The organism is Amycolatopsis orientalis (assembly GCF_000943515.2).
Classification (GTDB): domain Bacteria; phylum Actinomycetota; class Actinomycetes; order Mycobacteriales; family Pseudonocardiaceae; genus Amycolatopsis; species Amycolatopsis orientalis.
Window position 1 is genome coordinate 5,538,983 of the sequence record NZ_CP016174.1, and the last position, 26,284, is coordinate 5,565,266.

At 69.4% G+C, this 26,284-nt stretch carries 21 protein-coding genes; 9 read left to right on the forward strand and 12 right to left on the reverse strand.

What is annotated here, in order from left to right; translation table 11 throughout:
• Positions 1-76 precede the first annotated feature (76 nt).
• Both SD37_RS24190 and SD37_RS24195 read right to left on the reverse strand, forming a co-directional pair.
• Entirely contained in the window at positions 77-469 is a 393-nt protein-coding gene (locus SD37_RS24190; RefSeq protein WP_236725101.1) for a hypothetical protein, read from the reverse strand.
• A gap of 30 nt (positions 470-499) precedes the next feature.
• Positions 500-1,075, reverse strand: coding sequence for a TetR/AcrR family transcriptional regulator (locus SD37_RS24195; protein ID WP_044851781.1), 576 nt, complete (start codon positions 1,073-1,075; stop codon positions 500-502).
• Between the two features lie 81 nt (positions 1,076-1,156).
• On the opposite strand from SD37_RS24195, the gene SD37_RS24200 reads away from it, so the two are divergent.
• Positions 1,157-1,483, forward strand: coding sequence for a rhodanese-like domain-containing protein (locus SD37_RS24200; RefSeq protein WP_044851780.1), 327 nt, complete (start codon positions 1,157-1,159; stop codon positions 1,481-1,483).
• A 3-nt stretch (positions 1,484-1,486) separates the two neighbouring features.
• Here the strand turns inward: SD37_RS24200 and SD37_RS24205 are convergent, their stop codons facing one another.
• Positions 1,487-2,152, reverse strand: a complete 666-nt coding sequence (locus SD37_RS24205; RefSeq protein ID WP_044851779.1) for a maleylpyruvate isomerase family mycothiol-dependent enzyme — start codon at positions 2,150-2,152, stop codon at positions 1,487-1,489.
• Positions 2,153-2,266: 114 nt separating this feature from the next.
• Between SD37_RS24205 and SD37_RS24210 the strand changes: the two genes are divergently transcribed.
• Positions 2,267-2,677 (forward strand): RidA family protein, encoded by a 411-nt coding sequence (locus SD37_RS24210; protein ID WP_044851778.1) that lies wholly within the window; start codon positions 2,267-2,269, stop codon positions 2,675-2,677.
• Positions 2,678-2,696: 19 nt separating this feature from the next.
• On the opposite strand, the gene SD37_RS24215 is transcribed toward SD37_RS24210, so the two are convergent.
• Positions 2,697-9,068: a DUF7927 domain-containing protein gene (locus SD37_RS24215; RefSeq protein WP_044851777.1), complete on the reverse strand. Its 6,372-nt coding sequence runs from the start codon at positions 9,066-9,068 to the stop codon at positions 2,697-2,699.
• 247 nt (positions 9,069-9,315) lie between these two features.
• Here SD37_RS24215 and SD37_RS24220 point away from each other — a divergent pair, with 247 nt between their 5' ends.
• On the forward strand, positions 9,316-10,245 hold the full coding sequence (locus tag SD37_RS24220) for a hypothetical protein (protein ID WP_044851776.1): 930 nt from the start codon (positions 9,316-9,318) through the stop codon (positions 10,243-10,245).
• 12 nt (positions 10,246-10,257) lie between these two features.
• Here SD37_RS24220 and SD37_RS24225 read toward each other — a convergent pair whose 3' ends face one another.
• The gene (locus tag SD37_RS24225; RefSeq protein WP_044851775.1) at positions 10,258-10,809 is read right to left on the reverse strand and encodes a TetR/AcrR family transcriptional regulator; all 552 of its coding nucleotides are present in this window, start codon (positions 10,807-10,809) and stop codon (positions 10,258-10,260) included.
• A gap of 98 nt (positions 10,810-10,907) precedes the next feature.
• Between SD37_RS24225 and SD37_RS24230 the strand changes: the two genes are divergently transcribed.
• Positions 10,908-11,420: a carboxymuconolactone decarboxylase family protein gene (locus SD37_RS24230; RefSeq protein WP_044851774.1), complete on the forward strand. Its 513-nt coding sequence runs from the start codon at positions 10,908-10,910 to the stop codon at positions 11,418-11,420.
• Entirely contained in the window at positions 11,417-11,848 is a 432-nt protein-coding gene (locus SD37_RS24235; protein ID WP_052674972.1) for an HPP family protein, read from the forward strand. The genes SD37_RS24230 and SD37_RS24235 overlap by 4 nt, the downstream gene beginning before the upstream one ends.
• 67 nt (positions 11,849-11,915) lie before the next feature.
• On the opposite strand, the gene SD37_RS24240 is transcribed toward SD37_RS24235, so the two are convergent.
• From SD37_RS24240 to SD37_RS24250, 3 genes are all read right to left on the reverse strand, one after another.
• Positions 11,916-13,454, reverse strand: a complete 1,539-nt coding sequence (locus SD37_RS24240) for a S8 family serine peptidase (RefSeq protein ID WP_065912953.1) — start codon at positions 13,452-13,454, stop codon at positions 11,916-11,918.
• 27 nt (positions 13,455-13,481) lie between these two features.
• The gene (locus SD37_RS24245) at positions 13,482-14,951 is read right to left on the reverse strand and encodes a trypsin-like serine protease (RefSeq protein WP_145926717.1); all 1,470 of its coding nucleotides are present in this window, start codon (positions 14,949-14,951) and stop codon (positions 13,482-13,484) included.
• A 172-nt stretch (positions 14,952-15,123) separates the two neighbouring features.
• Positions 15,124-17,964, reverse strand: coding sequence for a helix-turn-helix transcriptional regulator (locus SD37_RS24250; protein WP_236725103.1), 2,841 nt, complete (start codon positions 17,962-17,964; stop codon positions 15,124-15,126).
• A 297-nt stretch (positions 17,965-18,261) separates the two neighbouring features.
• Between SD37_RS24250 and SD37_RS24255 the strand changes: the two genes are divergently transcribed.
• A complete protein-coding gene (locus tag SD37_RS24255; RefSeq protein WP_044851772.1) occupies positions 18,262-18,852 on the forward strand; it encodes a papain-like cysteine protease family protein in 591 nt (196 codons plus the stop codon).
• Positions 18,853-18,856: 4 nt separating this feature from the next.
• Positions 18,857-19,609 (forward strand): hypothetical protein, encoded by a 753-nt coding sequence (locus SD37_RS24260; RefSeq protein WP_044851771.1) that lies wholly within the window; start codon positions 18,857-18,859, stop codon positions 19,607-19,609.
• Between the two features lie 51 nt (positions 19,610-19,660).
• Here the strand turns inward: SD37_RS24260 and SD37_RS24265 are convergent, their stop codons facing one another.
• Genes SD37_RS24265 through SD37_RS24275 form a run of 3 tightly spaced genes read right to left on the reverse strand, consistent with a single transcriptional unit; the run spans position 19,661 to position 22,940 of the window.
• Entirely contained in the window at positions 19,661-21,142 is a 1,482-nt protein-coding gene (locus SD37_RS24265) for a flavin-containing monooxygenase (protein ID WP_044851770.1), read from the reverse strand.
• Positions 21,139-21,987 carry an SDR family oxidoreductase gene (locus SD37_RS24270; protein ID WP_044851769.1) on the reverse strand — a complete coding sequence of 283 codons (849 nt, stop codon included), beginning with the start codon at positions 21,985-21,987 and terminating at the stop codon, positions 21,139-21,141. Before SD37_RS24270 ends, SD37_RS24265 begins: the two co-directional genes overlap by 4 nt.
• Complete coding sequence (locus SD37_RS24275) at positions 21,984-22,940, reverse strand: patatin-like phospholipase family protein (protein WP_174567851.1); 957 nt, start codon at positions 22,938-22,940, stop codon at positions 21,984-21,986. Before SD37_RS24275 ends, SD37_RS24270 begins: the two co-directional genes overlap by 4 nt.
• A gap of 49 nt (positions 22,941-22,989) precedes the next feature.
• Here SD37_RS24275 and SD37_RS24280 point away from each other — a divergent pair, with 49 nt between their 5' ends.
• Complete coding sequence (locus tag SD37_RS24280) at positions 22,990-23,622, forward strand: TetR/AcrR family transcriptional regulator (protein ID WP_044851767.1); 633 nt, start codon at positions 22,990-22,992, stop codon at positions 23,620-23,622.
• A gap of 132 nt (positions 23,623-23,754) precedes the next feature.
• Here SD37_RS24280 and SD37_RS24285 read toward each other — a convergent pair whose 3' ends face one another.
• A complete protein-coding gene (locus SD37_RS24285; protein WP_044851802.1) occupies positions 23,755-24,708 on the reverse strand; it encodes a helix-turn-helix transcriptional regulator in 954 nt (317 codons plus the stop codon).
• Positions 24,709-24,907: 199 nt separating this feature from the next.
• Between SD37_RS24285 and SD37_RS24290 the strand changes: the two genes are divergently transcribed.
• Complete coding sequence (locus SD37_RS24290) at positions 24,908-25,690, forward strand: alpha/beta fold hydrolase (RefSeq protein ID WP_044851766.1); 783 nt, start codon at positions 24,908-24,910, stop codon at positions 25,688-25,690.
• Positions 25,691-26,284 lie beyond the last annotated feature (594 nt).

Genomic DNA, 26,284 nt, shown 5'->3' on the forward strand with positions numbered 1-26,284 from the left:
TCGATGTATTCACCCGCGCGCGAAGAAAGGCGCGCGGACTCCCGGTCCGGGCACGCGGAAGACGTGCCCGTGAGCTTCAGACGGCTACCGGGAAAGGAGGAGCGCGATCCCCCAGCGCGAGGCGATGCGCCGCGTACGAGGGAGGAGTGGTCTCGGACCGGAGTCCGCCGAGGCGGAGCAACGCCGTCGACGCCGGCCCATGCGGGACGGTCCCGAAGAGGGGCAGGTCACCATGGCCGTGCACCCCCAGGAGCGAAGGCTCGGCGGCGAGCCTGCCCGCGGCGCGCACCGGCGCCACGGCCTTGGAGACCGAGGAGTCGATCGTCGCGTTCGCGCCGCGCGACTCCGCCGCCGAGGCGGGATCGCCAGGGGGGAGCGCGAAGACCAGCCCGAGCGAGGTCAGCACGGCGGCGAGCAGCACCAGCACGGCCTGCCTGGCAGGCCGGCCAGTCCGGCGCTCCACCGTCATCGGCACTCTCCCCGTGGTCTCGCCGACACCCTACTTGGCCCCGGCGTCCTGCCACAGGCGTGTGATCCCGGCACGGACCCGCTCCTCACCGAGTTCCGGCAGCAGCGCGGTCACATGCTCGGCCGCCAGCGGGGCGAGCAAGGCGTGCGCGGTGTGCTCCGGGTCGGGCGTGCCGTCGAGCAGGATCGCCACGTGCCGGTGCCAGAACCGGTAGGCGCCGATGCGGTACCGCGCCCCCGGCGCCGCGGTCTCCGACATCCGGACCAGCGGCAGGTGTTTGAGCAGGTAGTCGAGGTAGGCGTCGGCGAAGGCGACGAGGCGTTCCGACGGCGTGGCGCCGGGGCCGAGCGGCGGGGGTCCGTGGAGGACCCCTTCCTGGAGCACCCGTTCCCGGGCGTCCAGCAGTGCGGCGGCCAGCCCGGCCTTGTCGCCGAAGCGGCGGAACAACGTTCCCTTGCCCACGCCCGCGGCGGCCGCCACCTGGTCCATCGACACCGCGTCGACGCCGTGTGCGGCGAACAGGGACGCCGCCGCGTCCAGGATGGCGGCCCGGTTGCGGGCGGCGTCCGCCCGCTCCTTGGGCGGCGGCGTGCGCAGGAGTTCCAAGGGCGTTGCGAAAGCGGACTGCGGTCCGTTATGGTCGTGGGGCACATACGGACTATAGTCCGATTAACTGGAGGTAGCGACATGACCGCACTCATCACCCGTGACGAACTGAAGGCCGCGATCGAGGCGAAGACCGTGACGGTCGTCGACGCGCTGGGTGGCGAGTACTACGCCAAGCAGCATCTGCCCGGCGCCATCCCCCTGGTCCTCGCCGACGTCGACGCCCAGGCGGCCACCGTGCTGCCCGATCGCGGCGCCTCGATCGTCACCTACTGCTCGAACCCGGCATGCCCCAACAGCGGACAGGTCGCCGACCGCCTCACCGCGCTCGGCTACACCGACGTCCGCAAGTACCGGGAGGGCATCGAGGACTGGGCCGCCGCCGGCCTTCCCCTCGAACAGGACTGAGCCTCACGTCCGTTCGCGGGGCACCCGCCGTCGCAGGATCGGGACCCCGTCGCCGCGCAGTTCGGTGAGATAGGCCGCTCGTCCGGTCATGGCCATGGTCAGCGCCAGGGTCGTCCCCGAGACGAGCGGCCCGGACCCGACGGCGAAGGGGCCGTCCGTCGCTTCCAGCCGAAGTCCGCCGATGCGCCCCTTCGCCATCACCACCAGGTCGGCGCCCTGGTAGTAGCCGGCCAGCGAGGTGAGGACGGTGATCGGATAGTCACGGCGGAGACCGAGCGGGCGGCGGATGTCCTCGGCGTGCACGATCGCCTCGCCGAGCATCGCGATGGCGGGCAGCGGCGGTTTCGTCGTACTGGTGACGACGCGGCGGAACCGTTCCAGCGTCTCCGCGCCGTTCCCGCCCAGATGCTCGGCCAGCCGCAGGGCGACCTGCTTGTCGAAGTCGAACCGGCAGCGGATCACCCCGGCCAGCCACCGGAGCGGCGTGAGGCTCGCGCCCGCGGTGAGATGCGCCAGCACCTCGCGCACGCTCAGCCCGGAGCACAGCGACGGCGTCTCCCAGCGCTCTTCGCTCAGTCCGGTCAGGTCGTTCGCCAGCGCCGCCCGTTCGGTGTGGATCAGCGGCCAGACCCCGGTCGCGGCGCGCGTCTTCGGTCCTGAATTCGTCATCCGGAGTCCCTCCAGTCGTCGTTGTCCGCCAGCTGAGACTCCCGTCGGAGCCCCGAATCATCGGTCGTCGATACTCGGGAGGTGAATTCCGCCGTCGAGCGAAAAGGGGAATCGATGATCCAGCGCTGGAACCCGGAGTCCGTCGCGGCGCCGATCGGCGCGTACAGCCACCTGGCCCGCGTTCCCGCCGATCACGAACTCGTCGTCGTGGCGGGCCAGATCGGCCTGCTTCCCGACGGCGAACTCGCCGGGCCCGACGCCGAATCCCAGACCCGCGCGTTGCTCGCCAACCTCGAACGGCTCCTCGAAGCCTCCGGCGCCGGACCGGAACACCTGGTCAAGGTCTTCAGCATGCTGTCCGGCACCGAGCACCTCGACGGTTTCCGCACGGCGATGCGCGAGACCTTCACCCGCTGGTACCCCGAGGCGGACTGGCCCGCCCAGTCGCTGATCGTGGTCGCGGCGCTGGCCAGGCCGGAACTCGTCGTCGAGGTCGAAGCGCTGATCGCGGTACCCCGACGCTGAGTTCCGGCCCGGCGGCCGGTCAGGACTCCCGGCGCCTCCGTCCGGCGAGGAGCAGCAACGCCCCGATGGCCAGCATGCCCAGCGCCAGCACCGTCATCGTCCTCACCGGCGAACCGGTGACGGCCAGACCGGGCGGACGCGGGGTGGCCGGCGGCTGCGGGTTCGGCTTCTCCGGCGTCGGCGGCTCCGGCGGGACCCGGGTATCCGTCCCGCAGTCGGGGTTCGCCGAACCGGGCGGGCAGTTGACGCCCGGCGTGTCGGAGGTGACGACGTTGCGGAGCCGATGGTCGCCGAGCACGGGCGACTTCACGGTGACCGCGTAGGTGACGGTGGCCTTCTCCCCCGGCTTGAGCTTGCCCTTCCAGGTGAGCTTCGGGGCGGAGTAGGTCACCGCCCCGATGCTCGCCTTCGCGGTGCCGTCGAAGGTGGCGTCATCGAGCACCTGGGTCAGGTCGTCGGTGAACGTCGCGTCGTCCACAGTGGCCTGGCCGGTGTTCTCGACCGTCACCGTGTAGGTGACCACCTCACCGGCCTTGGCCGCGGTCTTGTCGACGGTCTTCTTGAGCTTCAGGCTCGACACCGGCGTCGTCGTCCCGCACTTCGGATCCTTGCTGCCCGGCGGGCAGTTCCCGCCGGGGGTGTCCGAGGTGATCACGTTCGTCAGCTTGCCGTCGCCGTCGGTCTTGGTCACCTTCACGCTGTAGGTGACCGTCGCGGTCTGCCCGATCTCCAGATCGCCGGTCCAGGTCAGTTCCGGTTCCGTGTAGGTCACCTCGCCGATCGTCGCCGTACCGTCCTTCTGGAACACCGCGTCGTCGAGGACCTCGGTGAGGTCGTCGGTGAAGGTCGCGCCGGTCAGCTTGGTCTTGCCGGTGTTGCGGACCGTCACCGTGTACTTCACGACGTCGCCCGGGTTCGCCGTGGCCTTGTCCGCCTTCTTCTCCAGCGAGATACCGGGCACCGGGGTGACGGTCGAGCACGCCGGATCGTCGGACTGCGGCGGGCAGGTGCCCGGGATGTTGGTGCTGACGGTGTTCCGCAGTTGGTGATCGCCGGTGACCGGGTTCTTCACCTGCACCGAGTACTTCAGCGTGGTCGACGCCCCGACCGGGAGATCACCCGCCCACACCAGGTTCGGCGCGGTGAAGGCGAACACCCCGGCGACCGGCGTCGATGTGGCGTCGTTCCGGTAGTCGGCGTCGTCCAGCACCTCGGAGAGGTCGTCCGTGACCCGTGCGGCGTCCTCGCCGACGAGATCGACCTTGCCGGTGTTGGTGACGGTGACGGTGTAGGTGACGACGTCGCCCGGGTTCGCGCTCTGCTTGTCCGAGGTCTTCTTCACCGTCAGTTCCCGGGACGGCACATCGGTGCCGCAGTTCGGGTCGCTCGAACCTGGCGGGCAGTTGTTGCCGGGCGTTTCCGAAGTGACCACATTGGACAGTTTCTTGTCACCGGGGTTCGGGTTCTTGATCTTGACCGTGTAGGTGATGGTCGCGGTCTGCCCGATGTCCAGCGAGCCGGTCCAGGTGAGTTTCGGTGCCGCGTAAGTGACGCCGCCGATGGTCGCCGCGCCGTCGTTCCGGTAGTCGGCGTCGTCCAGGACCTGGGTCATGTCGTCGGTGAACGACGCACCGTCCTGTTTGGTCTGCCCGGTGTTGGTGACGGTGATCGTGTACTTCACCGTGTCGCCGGGATCGACCGACTTCTTGTCGGCGGTCTTCTTGATGAGCAGCCCGGAAACCGGGGTCGTCGTCCCGCAGTCCGGATCGGTGGAGCCCGGCGGGCAGTTCCCGCCCGGCGTCTCCGAAGTGACGGCGTTGACGAGCTTCTTGTCGCCGTCGCCCGGGTTCTTCACCTTGACCGTGTAGGTCACCGTGGACGTCTCGCCGACGCCGAGGTCGCCCGTCCACGTCAGCTTCGGCGCCGCGTAGGTGACGTCACCGATCGTCGCACCGCCGTCGTTCCGGTAGTCGGCGTCGTCGAGAACCTGGGTCAGGTCGTCCGTGAACGTCGCGCCGTCCAGCTTGGTCTGCCCGGTGTTGGTGACCGTGACCGTGTACTTCACGACGTCGCCCGGATTCGCGGACTGTTTGTCGACCGTCTTCTTGATCTCCAGGCCCGACACCGGGGTCTCCGTGCCGCAGTCCGGATCCGTGGAACCCGGCGGGCAGTTCCCGCCCGGTGTCTCCGAAGTCACCGTGTTCTTGAGCCGGTTGTCGCCGGTGTTGGGCTTCTTCACCTTGACCGTGTAGGTGACCGTGGCCGTGTCGCCGACGCCGAGGTCGCCCGTCCACGTCAGCTTCGGCGCCGCGTACGTGACGCCGCCGATGGTCGCAGCACCATCGTTCTGGTAGTCCGCGTCGTCGAGAACCTGGGTGAGGTCATCGGTGAAGGTCGCCCCGGTCACCTTGGTCTGCCCGGTGTTGGTGACGGTGACCGTGTACTTCACCGTGTCGCCGGGATTCGCCGACTGTTTGTCGACCTTCTTCTCGATCTTCAGGCCCGAAACCGGGGTCGTGGTTCCGCACTTCGGATCGGTCGATCCCGGCGGGCAGTTCCCGCCCGGGGTTTCGGAGGTGACGGTGTTGATGAGCTTCTTGTCGCCCGGGACGGGGTTCTTGACCTTCACCGTGTACGTGACTGTCGACGTCTGGCCGATGTCGAGTGTGCCGGCCCACGTCAGCTTCGGTGCCGCATAGGTGACACCACCGATCGTCGCCGCACCGTCGTTCTGGTAATCCGCGTCGTCCAGCACCTGCGTCAGATCATCGGTGAACGTCGCGCCATCCAGTTTGGTCTGGCCGGTGTTCGTCACCGTGACCGTGTACTTCACCACGTCACCAGGATTCGCCGACGCCTTGTCGACCGACTTCTCGATCTTCAAGCCCGACACCGGAGTCGTCGTGCCGCACTTGGGATCCGTGCTGCCCGGCGGGCAGTTCCCGCCCGGCGTCTCCGACGACACCACGTTCTTCAGCAGATTGTCGCCCGTGTTGGGCTTCTTGACCTTCACCGTGTACGTGACCGTCGAGGTCGCACCGAGGTCGAGATCACCGGTCCACGTCAACTTCGGCGCCGCGTACGTGACACCACCGATGGTCGCCGCACCGTCGTTCTGGTAATCCGCGTCGTCCAGCACCTGCGTCAGATCATCGGTGAACGTCGCGCCATCCAGTTTGGTCTGGCCGGTGTTCGTCACCGTGACCGTGTACTTCACCGTGTCGCCCGGATTCGCCGACTGCTTGTCGACCTTCTTCTCGATCAGCAAGCCCGACACCGGAGTCGTCGTCCCGCACTTCGGATCCGTGCTGCCCGGCGGGCAGTTGCCACCGGGAGTCTCCGAAGTGACCACATTGGACAGCTTCTTGTCACCGGGGTTCGGGTTCTTGACCTTCACCGTGTACGTCACTGTCGACGTCTGGCCGATGTCGAGGGTGCCGGCCCACGTCAGCTTCGGTGCCGCATAGGTGACACCACCGATCGTCGCCGCACCGTCGTTCTGGTAATCCGCGTCGTCCAGCACCTGCGTCAGATCATCGGTGAACGTCGCACCGTCCACTTTGGTCTGTCCGGTGTTCCGCACGGTCACCGTGTACTTCACCACGTCACCGGGATTCGCCGACTGCTTGTCGACCGACTTCTCGATCAGCAAGCCCGACACCGGAGTCGTCGTCCCGCACTTCGGATCCGTGCTGCCCGGCGGACAGTTGCCACCCGGCGTTTCGGACGACACGGCGTTCCTGAGCTGGTTGTCCCCGGTGTTGGGATTCCTCACCTTGACCGTGTAAGTCACCGTGGACGTCTCGCCGACGCCGAGGTCACCCGTCCACGTCAGCTTCGGTGCCGCATAGGTGACACCTCCGATCGTCGCGGCCCCGTCGTTCTGGTAGACGGCGTCGTCGAGCACCTGGGTCAGATCGTCGGTGAACGTCGCCCCGGAAAGCTTCGTCTGCCCGGTGTTCCGCACGGTGACCGTGTACTTCACGACATCACCGGGATTCGCCGACGCCTTGTCGACCGACTTCTCGATCAGCAACCCCGACACCGGGGTCGTCGTCCCGCACTTCGGATCCGTCGAACCCGGCGGACAGTTCCCGCCCGGCGTCTCCGTCGTCACCACGTTCTTCAACCGGTTGTCGCCGGTGTTCGGGTTCTTCACCTTCACCGTGTACGTGAACTCGGCGCTCTTCCCGGCCGCGAGCGTGCCGGTCCAGGTCAGCTTCGGCTCCACATAGGACACGGAGCCGGGCGTCGCGGCGGCGTCGTTCTGGTAGACCGCGTCGTCCAGCACCCCGGTCAGGTCATCGACGACCTTGAGGTCCGCCGCGGTCACCTTCCCGGTGTTGGCGATGGTGACCGTGTACCGCACGGTGTCACCGGGGTTCGCGGAGTCCTTGTCCGCGGTCTTCGTCACCGTGTACGACGGCGAGGGCACCTCGGTCTTCGCGCAGGCCGCGGTGGGATCGTCCGGGCAGCGGTTGTCCGGCGGGACCACCGGCGGCGGTCCGGTCGGGACGGTCGCGCGGTTCACCAGCTCCTGGCCGATGGCGGCTTCTTCGACCTTCACGCGCACTGTCAACGTCGCCGTCTCCCCGACGGCGAGACCGTCGACGGCCCAGTCGATGGGGCCGGTACCGGAGGCCGCGCCCTTCGAGGCACTGGACGACACGTAGGTCGTTCCCGACGGCAGCGTGTCGCGCACCGTGAGCGCGGGCACCGGGATCACCCCGGTGTTCCGCAGGGTCACTTGGTAGGTCAGGGTGTCGCCCGGGACCGCTTCGGCGAGGTCGACCGACTTGGTCAGCTGATACCCCGGCGAGGCGACGGTGTTCCGCACGGTGTTGGAGGTGCGTTCCTGCGGGCGGCCGGTGTCCTCGCCGCGGAAGGTCAGCTTTCCGGTGTTGTCGAGTTTGGTGCCGTCCGGCACCGCCGCACCGACCGTGACCTTGAAGGCCACCTTCTGCGACTGCCCCGCGGCCAGGTTCCGCAGGCGGCAGGTGACCACCTGCCCGGCGGCCGAGCAGTCCGGATTGGACCCGGCCACGAACGTGACGCCGTCGGGCAGGGTGTCGGTGAGCACCACGTCGGTCGCGGTGTCGAGGTCGGTGATGCTGCCGTCGGCGTGCCGGTTGGCGACGTCGAAGGTGTAGGTGACGTCGCCGCCCTTGGTCACGTATCCCGGCGGGTTGTCGTCGGTGTTGCCGACCGGGTCGTTGGCCTTGGTGATCTGCAGATCGGGTTCGAGCGCGTCGGTGACGAGCCAGATCGTCTGCGGGTACAGCGCGTCGCCGACGGTGCCGATCTTCACCTGGAGCGCGGTGGTTCCCGCGGGGACCTTGCCGGTGATGTCGATACTGCGGGCGTCGTACCCGACGTTGTTCACCGGATTGGGAGTGCGTGAGGTGACGTTCGTACCGGTACCGGTGGCCGTGACCTGGTCGATGCGGCTGCTGAAGGCGTTGTTGGTCGCCACGCCGCCGGGCGCGGGCATGGCGATCGTCTGCAGGCTGGACGCGTTCGGGCCGACCTGGAGGTAGTCACCGGTGATGGGCGCGTCGCCGTCGCCGGCGACGATCCCGAGTTCGACGTCGGGCTGACGCGAGGTCGGGGCCTTGATGCCGCTCAGCGCGATGGTCGCCGAACTCGGCGTGCTGCCGCCCGCGACCACCTGCATCCCGTCCCAGACCTGCAGGTACCGCAGCGGCTCGCTGGGCAGTTCGTAGGCCACCACCAAGGACCAGCCACCCCAGCACCCGAGGTTCGTCCGGCTGATCGATTGGCCTTGGCACGCCTGGATGTCGGCGACCGTGTACTGCCCGGCCCCGGCGCCGGTCACGAGGCTCGTGACGTCGGCGGCGCCGCCGTAGGCGTACAGGGTCGGGGTGCCGCCCGTCGTGGTCGCGGGAAACCAGTCGTAGGTCTCGGCGGTGATCCGCTGGTAGGCGTTCGATCCCGGGGTCTTGATAGAGACCTGGTTGCCCTTGCTCCCGTCACCGGAGGTCCCGCTGCTGGCGACCGGGTTGAACTGCCAGTACAGCCGCGCGTTGAGCACCTTCGCGCCGGGCGGGACGCTCAGGCTCGCCGCGGAGGCGGTGTTGCCGGGGGCGGCCGGGTCGGTCTTGATCCACGACACCGGGCTCGCGTTGCTCGCGGACTCGTTGCAGACCACGCCGACGCCGCACTGCACGACGGAGTTGGCGGCCATCGTGATGCCACCGTGCGCGAGCCCGGAGTACACCGGTTCGGGCCCGATCGGCCGTTCGGTCCCGGCCCCTCGCGGCTGCGTCTGGGCGCCGGCGGGCAGCGGAGCGCCCATCAGCAGGGCCACGACGATCACCGTGAGCAGTGCCATGCCCCGGCGCCACCGATTCCGCCCACGACGTTCCGCCATGCCGCCTCCGCCTCACCCCTCGCTCCAGTCGGCCCAGGTGAGGACGACGGGGACAGCGAGCTCCGATGACGGTCATCCTGTGTCGGCAAGATCGTCCACGGCAAGCGGGACCAGCGGTGTTCCCTGGATAAAACCCGTTGAGTGACCCCAAAACCCCCGGACGGGTGATGATGCCCGCGGCCACCGTCCACAAGGGACGAAAAGACCAGGGTGGCGTTTTCGCCGGAAAAATGCCATCGTCGAACACGTGATCGACCTTCCTTACCGTGGCTCCGGCCCTTATTGCTATGCCCATTCCCTCGCCATGATGTTCGGCTCCGAGGCTCCGGGAGCCGACGTGCTGGAGACCGTGACCGGCAGTCCCTTCGGGATGCAGCTGATCGGGGGTTCGTTGCCGTTCTTCGACGCCTTCGGCTGGGATCCCGATCTCGGTATCGGCGAGGCCCTCGACGTCCTCGGCTGGCGCGCGGAAACGGCGAGTGAACCGGATCCGGACGTCGCCTACTCCCGGCTCGTCGAAAGCCTCGCTGACGGCCCGGTCCTGCTCGGCCCGGTCGAAATGGGGCACCTGCGGCACCAGCCGGGAATGACCGGCCCGGTCGGCGCCGACCATTTCCTGGTCGCGCTCGCCGCGGACGACACATCCGTCACCGTCCACGATCCGCAGGGATACCCGTACGCGCGGATACCCCGGGAGGATTTCGCGGCGGCCTGGCGCGCCGAAACGGTCGCCTACGGCGAACCGCACACGATGCGGACGGATTTCGCGCGGCACACCGTCGTCGCGGAAGAAACCGCGATCGAGGCGTCGCTGCCCAGGGCGATCAGGCGGCTCAGCGGGGAGAACGACGGCCTTCCGCCCGGCACACTCGGCAACGGCGACGCGGCACTCGCGCTGGCCGCCCGGATCGACGACGGCTGCGGCCCCGAACTGCGCGGCCACCTCATCCACTTCGCGGTCCGTCTCGGTGCCCGGCGGGCGGCCGACGCGGCGTCGTGCCTGCGCCGGATCGGCCGCGACGACGCGGCCGCCGTCCTCACCACGCAAGCCCGGTTTATCGGTTCCTTGCAGTACGACCTCGTGGTCGAGGACGACGTGCGTGCCGCCGCGACCCTCCGGACGCTCGCCCCGACGTACGAAGAACTGCGGCGGGCGCTCACGTCGTCCCGACGTTGAGTCCGGAGGGGGTCAGCGCAGCAGGGCGGCGGCGATCGACTTGCCGCGCAGGGCCGCGTCCGGGGAGTTCTCCCGGACCGCGGTCACGATCGCGCCGTCCACGATCAGGACGAGTTGCGCGGCCAGTTCACCGGAATCGGGACGGCCCGCGTCGGCGAGCAGAGCGGCGAGATACCCGGTCAGCGCGACCTTGTGCTCGGCCGCGACAGCATGCACGGGACTCGACGGATCCGCCGTCTCCACCATGGTGTTGATGAAGGCGCAGCCGCGGAAGTCCTTGCGGGAGAAGCGTTCGAAGAGCGCGTCGAAGACCGCGAGGACCCGGTCCGCCGGATCGAGGCGGTAGCCGTCGACGGTGTCGGAGAGCCATTGCCGCCAGGTGCGGTCCCGTTCCCGCAGGACGGCTTCGACCAGTGCTTCCTTACTCGGGAAATGCCGGTACAGCGACGCCTTGCCGACACCGGACTCGTCCAGGATGCGATCGATGCCGACCGCGCGGACACCCTCGGCGTAGAACAGCTCTTCGGCCGTACTCAGCAGTCGCTCGCGCGCTCGGGTTCCCACATCCAAGACAGTACCACTCTGTACCGAATTGGTTGACCAAAGATGGAACAGACCTGTACCGTCTCGTTCGGAACAGACCAGTACCGTTTGGAGATCTCGTGCCCCGCATCCCCCAGCTCACCGAGCATCCGCTGCTGACCGACGTCCAAGCCCAGCTCGGCCGGGTGCCCAACCTCTACGCCGCGATGGCCAACGGCCCGGCCGCGCTGAGCGGTTACCTCGCCCTGCGCGACTCCCTCACCCGCGGCGAAGTGACCGCGCGGGAACGAGAACTGCTCGCGCTGTTCACCGCGCAGCGCAACGAATGTGGCTACTGCCTCGCCGCGCATACCTTCCGCGGCGAGAAGATGCGCATCCCCGCGGGCGAACTGGCGAGCGCGCGCGAGGCCGACAGTCCGGACCCGCACACTCGCGCCGTGCTGCGGCTCGCCGACGCCGTACTGGTCCATCGCGGCCGGATCCCCGACGAGCGGCTGGCCGAGGCCAGGGCCGCCGGGGTCACCGACGCGCAGGTCGCCGAGGTGGTCGCGCATATCGCGCTCAACGTGCTGTCCAACTACTTCAACCACGTCGCCGAACCCGACCTGGACTTCCCCGAGGTCACGTCGTGAAGCACACGTTGCCGATCCTGCTGACCGCGGTGGGCGCGGGTGGGGTGGCCGCCGCCGGGATCGGCTCCGGCATCGGCCCGGCGGCGTCGGCCCCGCTCGCCGCCAGCCTGGCACTGGTGCTCGCCAATCCCGCGCTGCCGTCCGCCCGGCCTGCCGCGGTCTTCGGCGGTCACGCCCTCGCCGTACTGGGTGGCGCGATCACCGCGCTCCTGCTGGCCCCCGGCCCGGTGGCCGTCGCGGTCGCGGCGGCGGCCGGACTCGGCGCCATGCTGCTGTTCCGGGTGGTGCATCCGCCCGCGGTCGCGTCCGGCTGCCTGATGGTCCTGCAGCCGTTGCCCACCGGCGTGTTCCTGCTCGGGGCGGCCGCGGCGCTGGCCGTCGCGGTGCTCCTCCGCACCCGGTTCGCGGCGAAGGCCGCACAGGCATGACAGAGGCGGGGCCGCGCGGCCCCGCCTCTGTTCTCCCTCCCCGCCCTGCCGGCGAGTCTCAGTGGATTCAGAAAGTGATACCGAATCCGTCGATGCCGCCCGTGTCGAACCTGTAGACGTCCTGAGCGCTCAGCTTCCAGGTGCCGTTGGCCGCCTCACCGGACGCGTCGACCGTGAACGTCGTGTGCCCCCCGTCGGCCGAGCCGACCCCGCCCGCGCTCTTGAGCCGGTAGGCCTTGCCGCTCGGCCCGATCAGGTCGAGGACGAGGTCCGCGCTGTAGGTGTGCGAGATGTCCACCTTGACCGGCAAAGACGCGGAAGCCTTGCCGTCACAGCCTTCCTGGGTCACCGAACTGGTCACCGCGGCCCCGGCGTCCGGGATGGGCACCGGCGTGGTGTTCGACTTGACCCCGCATGCCGGGCCGGGGCCACCGCTGCCGATGAACGAGACGTTGAGCAGCTTGTTCGGCGAACCACTGCCCGCGTTCTTGATGACGCCCGCGGTCGCGCCGTTCACCAGCGCGTCCCGCACCTGTTGCGGGGTGGCGGCCGGGTTGGCCGACAGGTAGAGCGCGGCCGCGCCGACGACGTGCGGCGTCGCCATCGAGGTTCCGCTCATCCCCGCCGAACCACCGTCGCCCGGGCTCAGCGACGTGATGTTCGTACCGGGCGCGAAGATGTCGGTGCAGCTTCCGTAGTTGGAGAACGACGACCGGTTGTCCGCGGAGTCCGAGGCGTTGACCGTGATCGCCTCCGGCACCCGTGCCGGGCTGGTGTTACAGGCGTCGGTCGAGGCGTTTCCGGCCGCCACGCCGTAGACGACGCCCGACGCGATCGACCGTTTGACCGCGTCGTCCCCGACGCCGGGGGCGTCCATGGTCAGGCTCATGTTCGCCACGGCGGGCTTCCGCGCGTTCGCCGTCACCCAGTCGACGGCGTCGATGATGCCGGAGTCCGGCCCGGAGTTGTCACAGCCCAGCACCTTCAGCCCGACGATCTTGACCTTCTTCGCGACGCCGTAGGTCTTGCTGCCGATCGTGCCCGCGGTGTGGCTGCCGTGGCCGTTGCAGTCCTTGCCGTCACCACCGAAGAAGTCCTTGCCGAGGCTGGCCCGGCCTTCGTACTCCGGGTTCGACGGATTGATGCCGCTGTCGAGGTCGTACGCGGTGACGCCCGTGCCCTCGTTGGGATAGGTGTAGGCCTTGTCGAGCGGAAGGCTCTTCTGGTCGACCCGGTCCAGCCCCCAGGTCGGGTTCTGCTGGGTGCCGGTGCCGCGTGCGGTGCCGTCTTCGTAGACCGCCTTGACCGACGGGTCCGCGGCCAGCCGTCGCGCCTCCTTCGCGGTCATGTCCTTGGCCGAGAAGCCGCGGACGGCCGCGGTCCAGACCGAGCGGACCTCGCCGCCGTACCGCTTGGCCAGGTCCGCCGAGGCGGACTGCCCGGCCGCGGCGACATCCTGGAGTACGACGATGTACTGGTCGCCGTAGTGTTCCTTGGCGGGGATCACGGTGCCTTCGGCATCGGCCGCGACCGCCGTTCCGGCCCCGAGCGCCAGCAGCGGGCTCAACAAGCCCAGCGCCAGCAGGGTTTTCGTCTTGTCACGCATGGCGGATCACCTCTGTTTCGGCGAAGATCACTGGACGGTGAGGGTGTACGTGGTGGTCGCGGTCTTGCCCGCGCCGTCCTTCGCGGTCACCGTGACCGGGTACGTGCCCGGCTGGTACGGCGCGAAGACCTGCATGGTCGAACTGCCGCCGCTCGACACGCTCTGCGGCGAGAAGAACGGGTTGATCGGCAACCCGGGTCCGGTGGCGGACAAGGTGATCGCGCCGCTGCCGCCGGTCGCGGAGACAGTGGCGCTCACCAGCGAACCCGGACGTCCCGAACCGGACGACGGGTTCACGGTCACCTTCAGCTCACCGGCCGGAGGTTCACCGGCCCCGACGGTGAGCGACAGCGCCGCCGTGGCCGTGTCGGTCGTGCCCTTCCCGGAAATCGTGACCTGGTAAGCCTTTTCAGGGGTGCCAGAGGCGGTCTCGATGGTCAGTTTCGCCACCTCGCCCGCCTTGATCGTGGCGGGCTGGAACGTGGCCTTGGCGCCCTCGGGCAGTCCCGAAGCCGACAGTGTGACGTCCTCGGCACCGTTCTTGCCCGGTTTGCTCGTGACACTCGCCGACACGTACTTGCCGGGCAGGACCCGCACCGACGAGGGCGACGCGGTGAGCGTGAAGGTGTCACCGGGCTGCTGGCCGCCGATCTGCTCGGCGACCCAGTCCCCCATGTCGTTGTTGAGCCTGCTGTAGACGCTGTACCAGTGGAAGTCGCTGCGGCTCCAGGAAGCCACGCCGACGACCTTCCCGCCGACGACGAACGGGCCGCCGCTGTCGCCGGGCAGGATGGTCTTGCGGCCGTCGGGATATCCGGCGCAGATCATCGTCTTCGGGTCGACGCCGTTCTCCACGCCGGTGCACTGGCTCGCGGTGACGATCGGCAAGGTCAGCTTGTGCAGCGTGACGTCCTGGGTGGAGTCGTCGACGTCCTTCTTGCCGTAGCCGAGGCTGAAGCCGTCCTTGCCGGGCGTTTCCAAGCCGGTGTCGGCGGAGGTGGCGACCTTCGCGTAACCGCCGGGCGGGACCGGGATGTCCCCGTCGACGGTGATCACCGCGACGTCGTAACCGTTCCAGGGCTGGGTGAACCTGGGGTGGACCTTGTAGTCGACGGCCTTCAGCTGAGTGCCGCCCGCGCTCTTCAGATCGTCGAGTCCATAAAGGACACTCTTCTCCCCGGCGAGTTCCCGGCAGTGGGCCGCGACCAGGACCTTCCGTGGCGCGATAACGGAACCGGAGCAGCTCTGCCCCCTCGGCCGCGAGCCGCCCTCCCGGAGCGCGGCGATGGCATACGGGTAGTCCCTGACCGACGCCGGTACCCCGCCGACGCTCTGCGTGTGGACGCCGCCTTCGGGCAAGGGCGCGGCGTCGGTCGGGGCGATGGCGCGAGGCGGGTCGGCCGGGACGGCGGGTGGTGACACCGCACCGGCGATGCCGACCGGGGCCAGCGCGGCCATGGTCAGGGTGACCACGCCGAAGATCCGTTTTCTGCTCACGGTGATTCCTTTCGGGGAAATCGCGACTGCCCGACAACTGTCGATCGGCGGCGGAAACGGAACAATAGTGGAGTTCGGCGACCATGCCCCCATTTAAAGAAAGCGGTCCCTACCTGCGACTTCTTCGCGACTTACCCATCAAATCGACGAATACGGGCCCTTAGGGAATGAATCAGGCGGTTTTGGAACCGTCGCCGGTCGCGTCCCGGATCAACTCTTCGGTCAGGACCGTCCTCGAAGGCAGCCGCAGTTTGCGCAGCGCCCGCCCGATGTGGATTTCGACCGTCCGCGGCGACAGGAACAGCCGCTCGCCGATCTCCCGGTTGGTGAGGTTCCGCGCGGCGAGCCGGGCGACCTCGAGTTCCCTCGGCGACAGCGCCTCGCCGTACCCCCGGCGGCCGCGCCGCGGCATCTCCGGATCGCATCGCCGCAGCGACCGGCGGCAGCGGAGCGCGTCCACGGCGGCGCCGAGCTTCGCGTACGCCGTCTCCGCGATGGTGAAGGAGGCGACGGCACGTTCCCGCTCCCCGGTCTCGGCGAAGCATCCGGCCGCGAGTTCGTCGGCGTAGGCGGCGAAAAACGGGAGAGGCAGCGCCCGGTAGGCCTGTGCCGCGCCGAGCAGCAGCTCACCGGCGGCGAGCGTTTCACCGCGGGCCTGGGTGAGCATGCCCCGGCACAGCAGTGCCGCCGCGTTGGCGATCGGCGCGTCCTTGCCGTCGATGCCCTGCCGGTACTCGGCGAGCAGCTCCCTCGCCTCCACGAGCTGTCCCAGCCCGAGCATCGTGCGCACGGCGAACGGCATCAGCTCGGCCGCCCAGACCCAGTTGTTCTTGCGGCGCACGGTCTCCAGGCCGTACTCGGCGAGCCGCCGGGCGGCCTGGAGGTCCTTGCCCGCCTGATGGACCGCGACGCGGCCCGCGTACGCCGAAGCCTGCACCGGGACGCTGCCCGCGGAAAGCGCGAACGCCGCGTCGAAACTGCGCAGCGCCGCCGCCGGCCGGTGTTGCCCGTACTCGTACCAGCCGAGTACCAGCAACGGTTCCGCGGCCAGCGAACTGTCGCCGTCGACGCGGGTCAGCATCGCCCGCGCCTTCTCGGCGACACTCGACCACTCCCCCACCGCCAGGTCCAGCCGGAGTTCGGTGCCGTCGGCCAGCGCGTCGAGATAAGGCTGATGGTCGTCGCGGATCAGCCGCCGCGCGGTCGCGAGATAGGCCCGCGCGACCGGGTAGTGCCCGTTCCACGCCACCGCGTCGGCCAGGTTGATGTAGGTGCGGGCCACCTGACGGCAGACCTCGGCCGATTCCGGGGCCAGCGGCAGATCGGCGATGTCCTGCCAGGCCTCCGGATCGGCGACCTGCATCCGCGCCGACAGCCGGTTCGCGGCGATGGCGGCGAGCAGCCCGGCGTCGTGTTCCCCCTTGCTCACCTGCTCGGCCTGGTCGAGCCAGCGCAGGTTCTCCTCGACCGGGACCGTCCCGATATGCGGCAGGGCCAAGGTGACCAATCCCCTGGCGAGCAGCGCCTGCCGTCTGCCGAGGTCGGCCGCGCCCAGTTCGATTTCGAGCCTGCCGGCTTCGACCTTGCCGACCTGGTTGATCAGCACCTGGCCGAGGTGGACCCTGATCTCGCCCCGCGCGGCCTTGCTCAGCGGCCATTCGCGCAGGATCTCCCGCAGCAGCCGGACCGTGCCCGCGTGGGCGATGCCGCGCGGCAGCTCCCGGGCGAGCCGCACGGCGAACGACTCGCGCGCGCTCCTCGGCAGGTCCGCGTCCCGCAACGCCGCTTCGAGCAGGCGGCTCGCTTCCTCGGTACGGCCGTCTTCGATGGCGTTGTCGACCGCGACGCCGGTCCACTGTGTCCACGCCGCGAGTTCACCGGCCAGCCGAGCGTGCCGGGCGATGAGCGACGCCACGGGGTCGGCGACGGCGGCGAGCCGGGCGGCGGCACGGCCGTGCATCGCGCACCGCTGGGGACCGGGCAGCAGCGCGTAGACCGCTTCCGCGCTCAACGGGCTTCCCGAGACGTACCGGCCACAACCGAGATCCCGCAGTAGCCCGGTTTCGACCGCTTCGGTGACCGCGCCGGAGGTCTCCCTGGACGGTAATGCCGCCACCGCACCCAGATCCGCTTCCCCGGCCGGGGATCCGAGCACCGCGGCCGCGCAGACGACGTCACGCGCGGGCTCCCCGATCACGGCCGTCAGTCCGGCGACCCGGCTCCGCACGATCGGTGGCACGGTCGCCGAAGCCAGCCTTTCGACCGAAAGTGCTTCGGCCGTGTCCCCGAGGCTCCGTACCAAGGCCGTCAGGTCGACGGCGATCCCGGACGTCCGCCGGTGTGCCGCAGCGGCGAACTCCGGTGCGCAGCGGCCGAAGGAGGCGTCCAGCAACGTCCGCACCTGAGCGGGGGTGAACGCCGCGAGCGAGAGATGGGCGTCGATCTCCCTTATCGGCGGGAATCTCCGCGGTCCGCACGCCGCCGAACTGACCACCACGCTCAGCGCGGTCGCCGGGGAGGCCGCCAGGCCACGCAAGAACTCCCACGTGTCGTCGTCGGCGGAGTGGACGTCGTCGAGGAGGAGGACCGCCGCGCCGCAGCCGGTCAGTACCTCCCGCAGGGCGCGGAACTCCTGTTGCCGGACGGTCTCGGCGTCCGCGTTCGCCGGGAACGGCGGCAGCCACGACGACCATTCGGGGATCAGCCGCCGCAGGACGCCGGTCACCGGGGAGAAGCCCGCCGCGTGGGCGGCGGCGACGTCGCTCCGTCCGAGCAGCGCGTCGACCAGCGGGGCCAGCCGACCCGGCCGGGCGAAGGAACCGCAGCGGGCGGACCAGACCACTCGCGACGCGATCCCGGGCCGGGCGGCCAGTTCTTCGAGCAGTCTGCTCCGGCCCACACCCGGTTCGCCCTCGACGACGGCGACCGACGGCGGGTTCATGGTGACACGCACCAGTTCGGCCAATTCGGTGTCGCGGGCCACGAACACCGGTGCCGCACCGATCGTCGGCATGTCCGGGACCATACCGATCGGACACCCGCCGAAAGGCGGGAACACGAACAGTGACCAGGGTCCGCCCGCTTTCCGCTGGTCCACACCACCGGAGTCACCTTCTCCGCCCGCCGTTAACTCGATCGGATCACGCCGACCTGCGGGGCGACCCGACGGCTCACGCGTCCGCCTTCGCAATACGGACCCTTACGTATTGCCGCGCGCCTTGCCACGGATACCACTGGAGGGTGAATCTCAGTCTGTTCGCAGTATCCCTCTGTTACCGCGTTCGACCATCCAGTTAGGAGTGTCCCCACGGTGAAAATCTCATTCAGGCGCGGGCTGGCCACAGTCTGCGCCGGTGTCGCCGCGATGGTCGCCCTGCAGGCGCCCGCCTCCGCGGCGCCCACGGTCACGGCGGCCACCACGATCCCGATCCAGATGCAGGCACAGGAGAAGAGCAACTGGTGCTGGGACGCCAGCGGCAACACCATCGCCGCCTGGTGGGGATACTCCCTGTCCCAGACGAAATTCTGCCAGGTGGCGCACAACGAGTCCGGCTCGGACTGCGCCAACAACCAGGGCTACCTCAGCGACCAGCAACGGGTGTTCCGGTGGCTCGGGTTCAGCAACGTCGGCAGCTACAACTCCTCCGGCCAGACACTGAGCTTCGCCACCATCAAGAGCCAGGTCGACGCCCGGCAGCCGATCGGCACCCGGATCGGCTGGCGCAACGGCGGCGGCCATATGCACGTGCTCTACGGCTACGACAACACCAACGGCGCGACGACGGTCTACTACGGCGACCCGTGGGGTTCCAGCCCCCGCTACAACCAGATGAGCTACAGCGCCTACCGGTCCAACAACTCGTTCACCTGGACCCACACCGTCTACGGGATCAAGGACTGAAACCATGAAGCGAACCTTCCTCGGCGCCACGATCCTCGCTCTCGGACTGTCGCTCGCGCTCGGTGGCCAGGCGTCCGCCTCCGACGCCCCCAGCGGCGCACCCACCGCGGCCGATCTCGCGGCGGTGTCCACAGTGGTCACCAGCGACGCGACCACCCAGCGGCTCGCCAACGCGGTGTTCCCCGGGGCGGCCAAGGCCGACACGGCCATCGCCGCCAGGACCGCCAAAGCCGATCCGCGGACTCCGGTGGCGGTCTACCAGCCGACCGCCGCCTTCATCGCCGGGGCTCCCGGCGCGCCCGCCGAACTCGCCTACGTCGCCGTGCCCGCCACCCTGGGCAACGGGAACGCGGCGACCCTGTGGTCGCAGCGCGAAGGCTCGGGCTGGTCGGTGTTCAACGTCGCCTCGGGTGACATCGAGAAGCGCCTCGGCGGGCGGACCGGCAAGGGCTATCTCCTGAGCGAACCGCAGGCCGGAGCCTGGTACGCCGTCGACGGGGACACCGTGACCGTCCTCGATGGATCGTCGGTGGCGAAGACCGGCGAGAAGATGACGCTCGCCGCCTACCGTCAGGCCCTGCAAAGCCGCTACGGCGACAAGCTGCCCGGCTCGACCTACGACCGTACCGGCGCCGCCGGCGGTTACGGGGCCCCGCCGGCGGGCGACACCTCGGTGCCGTGGTGGCCTTACGCGATCGGCGCGGTGTTCCTCGCCGCGGCGGGCGCGGCCGTCACGCTCCGGCTCCGCAGGCAGTAAGCGCTACCGACGGGCGGGGCCGGGATCGCGCGGGATCCCGGCCCCTGCCGGTCAGGCGAAGGTGTAGTCCTCGACGGGGAAACTCCCCGCCTCCTTGATGGCGTTCAAGGTCGACGACGGGCGGAGCAGGGTCGCCTCCCCGTGCGGGTTGAAGTAGTAGCTGTTCGCCGGGGCGCAGTTCCCGAGGGTGAAGATCGAATCGCCGAGGCGGGCGGTCATCCGGTCGAGGAACGCGTCGTTGGCCTCCTGGGTGACCTCGAACTCGGTCGCGCCGCGCCGCCGCATCGCGCCGAAAAGCCGGTCCATATGCCGCATCTGCGTCTCGATGGTGGTGAAATAGGACAGCCCCGAGTAGGAATAGGGGCTGTTGAGCGAAATGAAGTTGGGGAACTTCGGGATCGCGACGCCCTCGTAGGCCTGGAACCGGTTCTCCCGCCACCACTTCCCGAGATCGCGGCCGCCGCGGCCGATGATCTCGATCGCCGGGAAGTTGGCCTCCCAGAGGTCGAATCCGGTCGCGAGCACCAGGACGTCGAGGTCCCGCCGCCCGCCGCCGGTGGTCTCGATGCCCGTCTCGTCGATCCGCGCGATCGACGTCGTCTCCAGGTGCACGTGGTCCTTCGTGAAGGCCGGGTAGTACTCGTTGGAGAACGTCGGGCGTTTGCAGCCGAACGAATACCGAGGTGTCAGTTTCGCGCGCAGCCCGGGATCGCGTACCTGACGGCGCAGATGCGCCAGGCACCACAGCTTGCCGAGCCGGTTCGCCATCGGCAGCTGCTTGTAGTGCAGGACACCGGTGACCATCATCAGTTCCAGCAGCGCTGTGCCGGTCAGCCGGGCGGCCCGCTGGGTGAGCGGGACCGCGGCGAACGCGTGGCGGACCGCCTTGGGAACCGGGAAGTCCAGTTTGGGGCTCACCCAGATCGGGGTCCGCTGGTAAACGGTGAGTTCACGGGCGATCTTCGCGATCTCGGGGATCAGCTGGACCGCGGTCGCGCCGGTGCCGATCACCGCCACCCGTTTGCCCGTGAGGTCGTAGCCGTCGTCCCAGGCGGTGGTGTGGATGACCTTGCCGCCGAAGGTGTCGATCCCGGGGATGTCGGGTTTCTTGGGCTGGGAAAGGAATCCTGTCGCGGTCAGAAGGTACTTCGCGGTGACGGGCTCGTCACCTTCCCGGGACACCGTCCAGTACGCGTTCGCCTCGTCCCAGACGGCTCCGGTGACCACGGTCCCGAAGCGCATGTAGCGCCGCAGCCGGTACTTGTCCGCGACGTGCCCGGCGTACCGCTTGAGTTCCGCCCCCGGCGCGAACAGGCGCGACCAGTGCGGATTCGGCTCGAACGAGTAGGAGTAGGTGGCCGAGGGGATGTCGACGGCCAGGCCGGGATAGTGGTTCACGTGCCAGGTGCCGCCGAGATCGGACTCGCGTTCGAGGATGAGCAGGTTCTCGTAGCCGAGCCGGTTGAGCTGGATCGCCGCGCCCATCCCGCCGAAACCGGCTCCGACGACGACGGCGTCGTACTGCGCTTTCATGCCTCTTCCTTCCGGTGGATGTCCTGGTCGAGGCGGGTCCGGTAGCCCGCACGCTCGGGTGAGTCGGGGCGCAGGGCCCGGTCGTCGCGCATCAGGCGGCGGACCGCGTTGAGCACCGGTTCGGGCGTCACGCCCGCTAGGGCGGCGAGCACGCCGACGTAACCGGGCACGGCGATCTCGGCGGCGCGGGTGCGGACGGACTCCACCACGGCGTCGGCGATCCTGCCCGGCTTCACCTTCGGGATCGGCCGCATGTCGAGCCCGGACGCGAGCGCGGTGTCGACCGCCGACGGCAGCACGGCGGAAACGCTGACGCCGTGCGGCGCGTATTCGAGCCGGGTCGCCGCGGTCAGCCCGACGACGGCGAACTTGCTGGCGTTGTAGATCGCGAGCCCTTTGACGGGAAACTTCCCGGCCAGTGACGCGACGTTGACGATGTGCCCGCGGCCGCGCTCCAGCATGCCGGGCAGCGCCAGCCGCATGCCGTGGACGACGCCGAAGACGTTGACCTCCATGGTCGCCCGGTTCAGCGCGTCGGAGAGGTCCAGGAAGCCGCCGTTGGGCATGATCCCGGCGTTGTTGACGAGGACCACGAGCGGCCCGTTCGCCTGTTCGGCGTCACCGAGGAAAGCGGCGAACGAGGCCGGATCGGCGACGTCGAGGTGATGCGCTGTCCCGCCGACGTCGACGGCCGTGCGTTTCGCGGCTTCGAGGTCGAGATCGCCGATGGACACCCGCGCGCCGAGAGCGGCCATGCGCTCGGCGGTCACGCGGCCGATGCCCTGTCCCGCGCCGGTGATCGCCACATGCGCCCCGTCGAGGTCCAGCTCCGGATAACGGCTCATGCGCGTACTCCCTCTCGTTCGAAGGCATCGGCGACCAGGCCGGGCGCCGTCCTCGACGCGGTGGCGAGCACGTGGTCACGCCGCCGTCCGTCCATGAAGTTGGCGCCCATGGCGGCGAGATCGGCCGGTGCCGGTTCGATCCGGACCACCCGCACCCCCGCCGCGCGCAATCGCCGCGCCTCGGCGTCCACGCGCCGGGTCAGCGCTGTCCGCAGCAGGCGCTCCAGCCGGGCCATGCCTCGTGCCGGGGCCCCGCCTTCGCTGCTCATCGGCGCGATCAGCACGACCTCGTGGATTTTGTGGGTCTCGTGGCCGAGCAGGAGATCGGCGGAGGTCGGGGAGACCGTCCCGCCGTCGAGCAGCGGACGTCCGTCCACAAGAGACGGAGGGAACCAGCCGGGGATCGCCCACGACGCGGCGATCGCCTCGCCGAGCCGCGCGGGCGGCGCGCCCGGGGAACCGGGCGCGACCCGTGCACCGCCCGGATCCGTGGCCACCAGCCAGGTCGCGGGATGGGGGACCCAGCCGCCGGGCGCCAGCGCGTCCCCCAGCTCGCGGAGCCAGGCCGCGTCTCCCCTGCCCTGGGGAAGAAGGCCCGCGAGACCGGCGAGCGGGTCGACGTCCCGGCGTATCGCGGCCCGGACCAGGCCGGTGGCGGGCCACCGCGGGGACGGCATCGGCGGGAACCGCTTCGGCGTCCGTCGGACGTGGGCGGCGACGATGGGATCCCCGTCGGGTGCGCCGGTCAGCGCGCCGAGGATCGCCTTCGCGGGAATGCCCGCTCCCAGCATCGCCACCGCCTCGGCGCCCGCCGACGTCCCGACCAGGACGTCCGCCTCACGCGGATCCCAGCCCGCCCGGTTGTGCAGCGCGTCGAGTACCGCCGCTGTCCAGGCGAAGCCCAGGGTGCCGCCGCAGCCGAGCACCAGCGCCCTTGCGGAATGACGTGTCATTTCCGGAACGGTATGTCATATCGCCGGTCGAGGCAATAAGCTGACCGGCATGACGACGGAGACCCCGGTCAGCAGGGCCGCACGGAAAAAGCAGGAACTACGGCGCGAGATCGTGGAGACCGCCTTCGACTGCTTCGCCGAACGCGGCTACCACGCGACTGGGATCGCCGACATCGCCGCGCGGCTCGGCATCGGGCACGGCACCTTCTACCGGTACTTCCAGAACAAGCGGGACATCGTCGACCACGTCATCACGGACCTGGTCGAGAAGGTGGTCGCCTCACTGGCGGCGGACAACGCCCCGGACGCGGTCAACAGCCTGGCCGAATACCGCAAACAGAGCGCCAGGATCGGCGACGCGCTCGCCCAGATCTTCGGCAGCGACCCGCGGATGGCCCGGTTTCTCCTGCTCGAAGCCGCCGGCATCGACGCCGAGATGCGGGAGCGGGTACTGGACTTCTACGAGACCGCCGCGGAACTGACCGCGGGCTATCTCCACCACGGCGTCCACCTCGGCTACCTGCACGCGGACCTGGACGTCGACGCCACCGCGCGGGCGATCAACGGGATGATCCTCGCGTCGATCCTGTCCGGCCTGCGCGACCCGTCGCCGTCGGGACAGGCCGCGATGAGCAGGGCCGTCCGCCGCGTCATGTACGACGGGATCGCGGCACCTCGTTAGGGACCGGCCGGTCCGGTTACGACGCACCAGCAAGCGGGGTCTCGGCACACTGGTGGCCGAATCCATGGAACCCGGCGCGGGCGCGGTCGTCTAGCGGCGAAAACGCAGGCCCGTACCGACGAAAACGAAGGGTCAGCTCCCGCGCAGGGTCTGACCGGGCGATTCGCCGAAGGCTTCGCGGTACTGCGCGCTGAACCGGCTTCCGCCCAGGAAACCCCAGTTCGCCGCGACCCGGGTCACCGTCACGCCGTCGCCGGGTTCGGCCGCGCGGAGTTCGGCCCGGACCCGGTCCAGCCGGACCTTGCGGAGATAAGCCATCGGGGTGGTGTCCAGATACCGCCGGAACGCCAGCTGCAGCGCGCGTACCGAGACCCGGCAGGCGCGGGCGATGTCGGCCACGCCGAGATCGAGGTCCGGATTCGCCTCCATGAAGGCGATTCCGCGGCGCACCGTGTCCGGGACGGCGTCCCTGCGGTCACCGGGGCGGGTGTCGCCGGTGACCGCGGTGAAGGTGTCCAGTGCCACGGCGGCCATCAGCCGTCCTGCCGCGCCGAGCACCAGGGGGCCGCTCTCCACGTCCGGGTCGGAGAACAGCTCGGTGACGTACTCGACCGTCCGGCGCCAGCGCAATGCCTTCTCCGGGCTCACCGGTTCGTAGCAGAGCCGCTCGACCGCCCGGCCGTCCTGCGCCGGGTCGTTTCCGGTGAACAGGTCCAGATCGATCCCGGTGACCTGCAGGCGCGTGCCGTGCATCCCGGTCCGGTAGCCCTGGCCGGGGTGCGGGCCGGCGAACACGTCGCCCGCCCGCAGCCTGCGGTCGCTGATGCCGTCGTCGATCTCGATCTCCCCGTCCAGCACGCGCAGCAGGACCACCCGGCCCAGCGGCTGGACGACGACCTCCGTGGTCAGCGTGTTGTGCAGGAAGTCGAATTGCACGTCGCCGATGTCGCAACGTTTGTGCTCGAACCGGTAGTTCTCGACGGTGCCCCGTACGCGCAACCTGTTGTCACGGTATGCCTCGGCGATCAGGGCGCGGGCCTGTTCCGGATCGGTGGTCGCGAACTCCGTCACCATCGGTTCGTGCACGCCGACCACGACTCCTTCACGTTCACTCGTGACGAAACCGGCCAACCGGAACGCTACCGCCGGGTGGCGGGCACTACCAGACCGAGACGGCGTCATCCGGCTGGTCGGAATGGCTTACCCCGCGCCCGGTGGACCCCCCGGGCCGGGGACGAGGGAGAGTAGCCATCGGGCCCGTCCCGGACGACCGAACAGGAGAAGGATGAGCACGCTCCCCCGCACCGGCCACGCCGTCGCCGCCGACGGCACGCGCCTGGCCTACCAGTGGCACGGCACGGGCAGGCCGCTCGTGTTGCTGGCCGGGCAGGCGAACGACCACACGTGGTGGAACCGCACGCGCGGGGACTTCCCGAGCACGATCACCATGGACTACCGCGGTACCGGGGCCAGCGACGCACCCGATGTTCCCTACTCCACAACGCTTTTCGCGGACGACGTGCTCGCTGTTCTGGACGGGCTCGGCGTCGCCGAAGCCGACGTCTACGGCACCTCCATGGGCGGCCGCGTCGCCCAATGGTTCGCCGCTCGCCACCCCGGCCGGGTCCGGCGGCTCGTCCTCGGCTGCACCTCGCCGGGCGGCGCACACGGGGTCGAACGGACGAACGACGTCCGGCTGGCCCTCGCGAAACGGCATTCGGCCGAAGCGCGGGAAGCGCTGGAGGACATGATGTACACGCCCGCCTGGCGGGCCGCCAACCCCGGGCCCTACACCGTCCTCGGCGCCCACGGCATGCCACCGCACGCCGTCCGCGGTCATCTCGTGGCGAGCAACACGCACGACGCGTGGGACGTGCTCCCGCGGATCACCGCGCCTACGTTGGTGCTTCACGGGGATGACGACGTGCTTGCTCCGCCTGCGAACGCGCCTTTGCTGACGGGGCGGATCCCTGGTGCGCGGATGCATGTCTTTGCCGGTGCTAGGCATGCTTATTTCGACGAATGCCGTCCTGAGTCGAGCGTGCTGGTGAGGGAGTTCTTGGGTTAGGTGGGGTGTGGTCGTTTTTCGGCGATGGGTCAGAAGGGTGGCGGGTCTCGGGCCAGCACGGCAGGCCAAGCCACCCGAATCCCCGCAGGTTCCTAAAGAGCCCGTCTCCGGCAGCGAATCGTCGCCGCATTTCGGCAATGGGGTGGTGCGGCGGTTCGTCAGGAGGAGAGATCAAGGAGACCTGACAGCGCGATACGCCGTGACCATATTTCGGCAACGGCGCAGAACTGCGACAGCTCCCCCGGCCAGGACCGCATCCGGCGAACCTGCCCGTCCGGGCCGTGCCCAAGGAGGCCATCTCCGGCAGCGAATCGTTGCCACATTCGGCAACGACGCGACGCGGCGGTACGTCAAGAGGAGACACCTTCGGGCGCGACTCGTCTAGCGACGATGCGGCGCGACTGCAACTCACGGCCAGGCACAGCGACACCGCCGGATCTGCCAACACCGATCACCATCAACAGCAACCTTCTCCAAACCTGAACGTCGCCACATTTCGGCAATGACTCGGCACGACCGTTCGTCAGGACGAGACACCAGCAATGCCTACGCACGCGATCACACCGTAGCCATATTTCGGCAACAGCCCAAAAC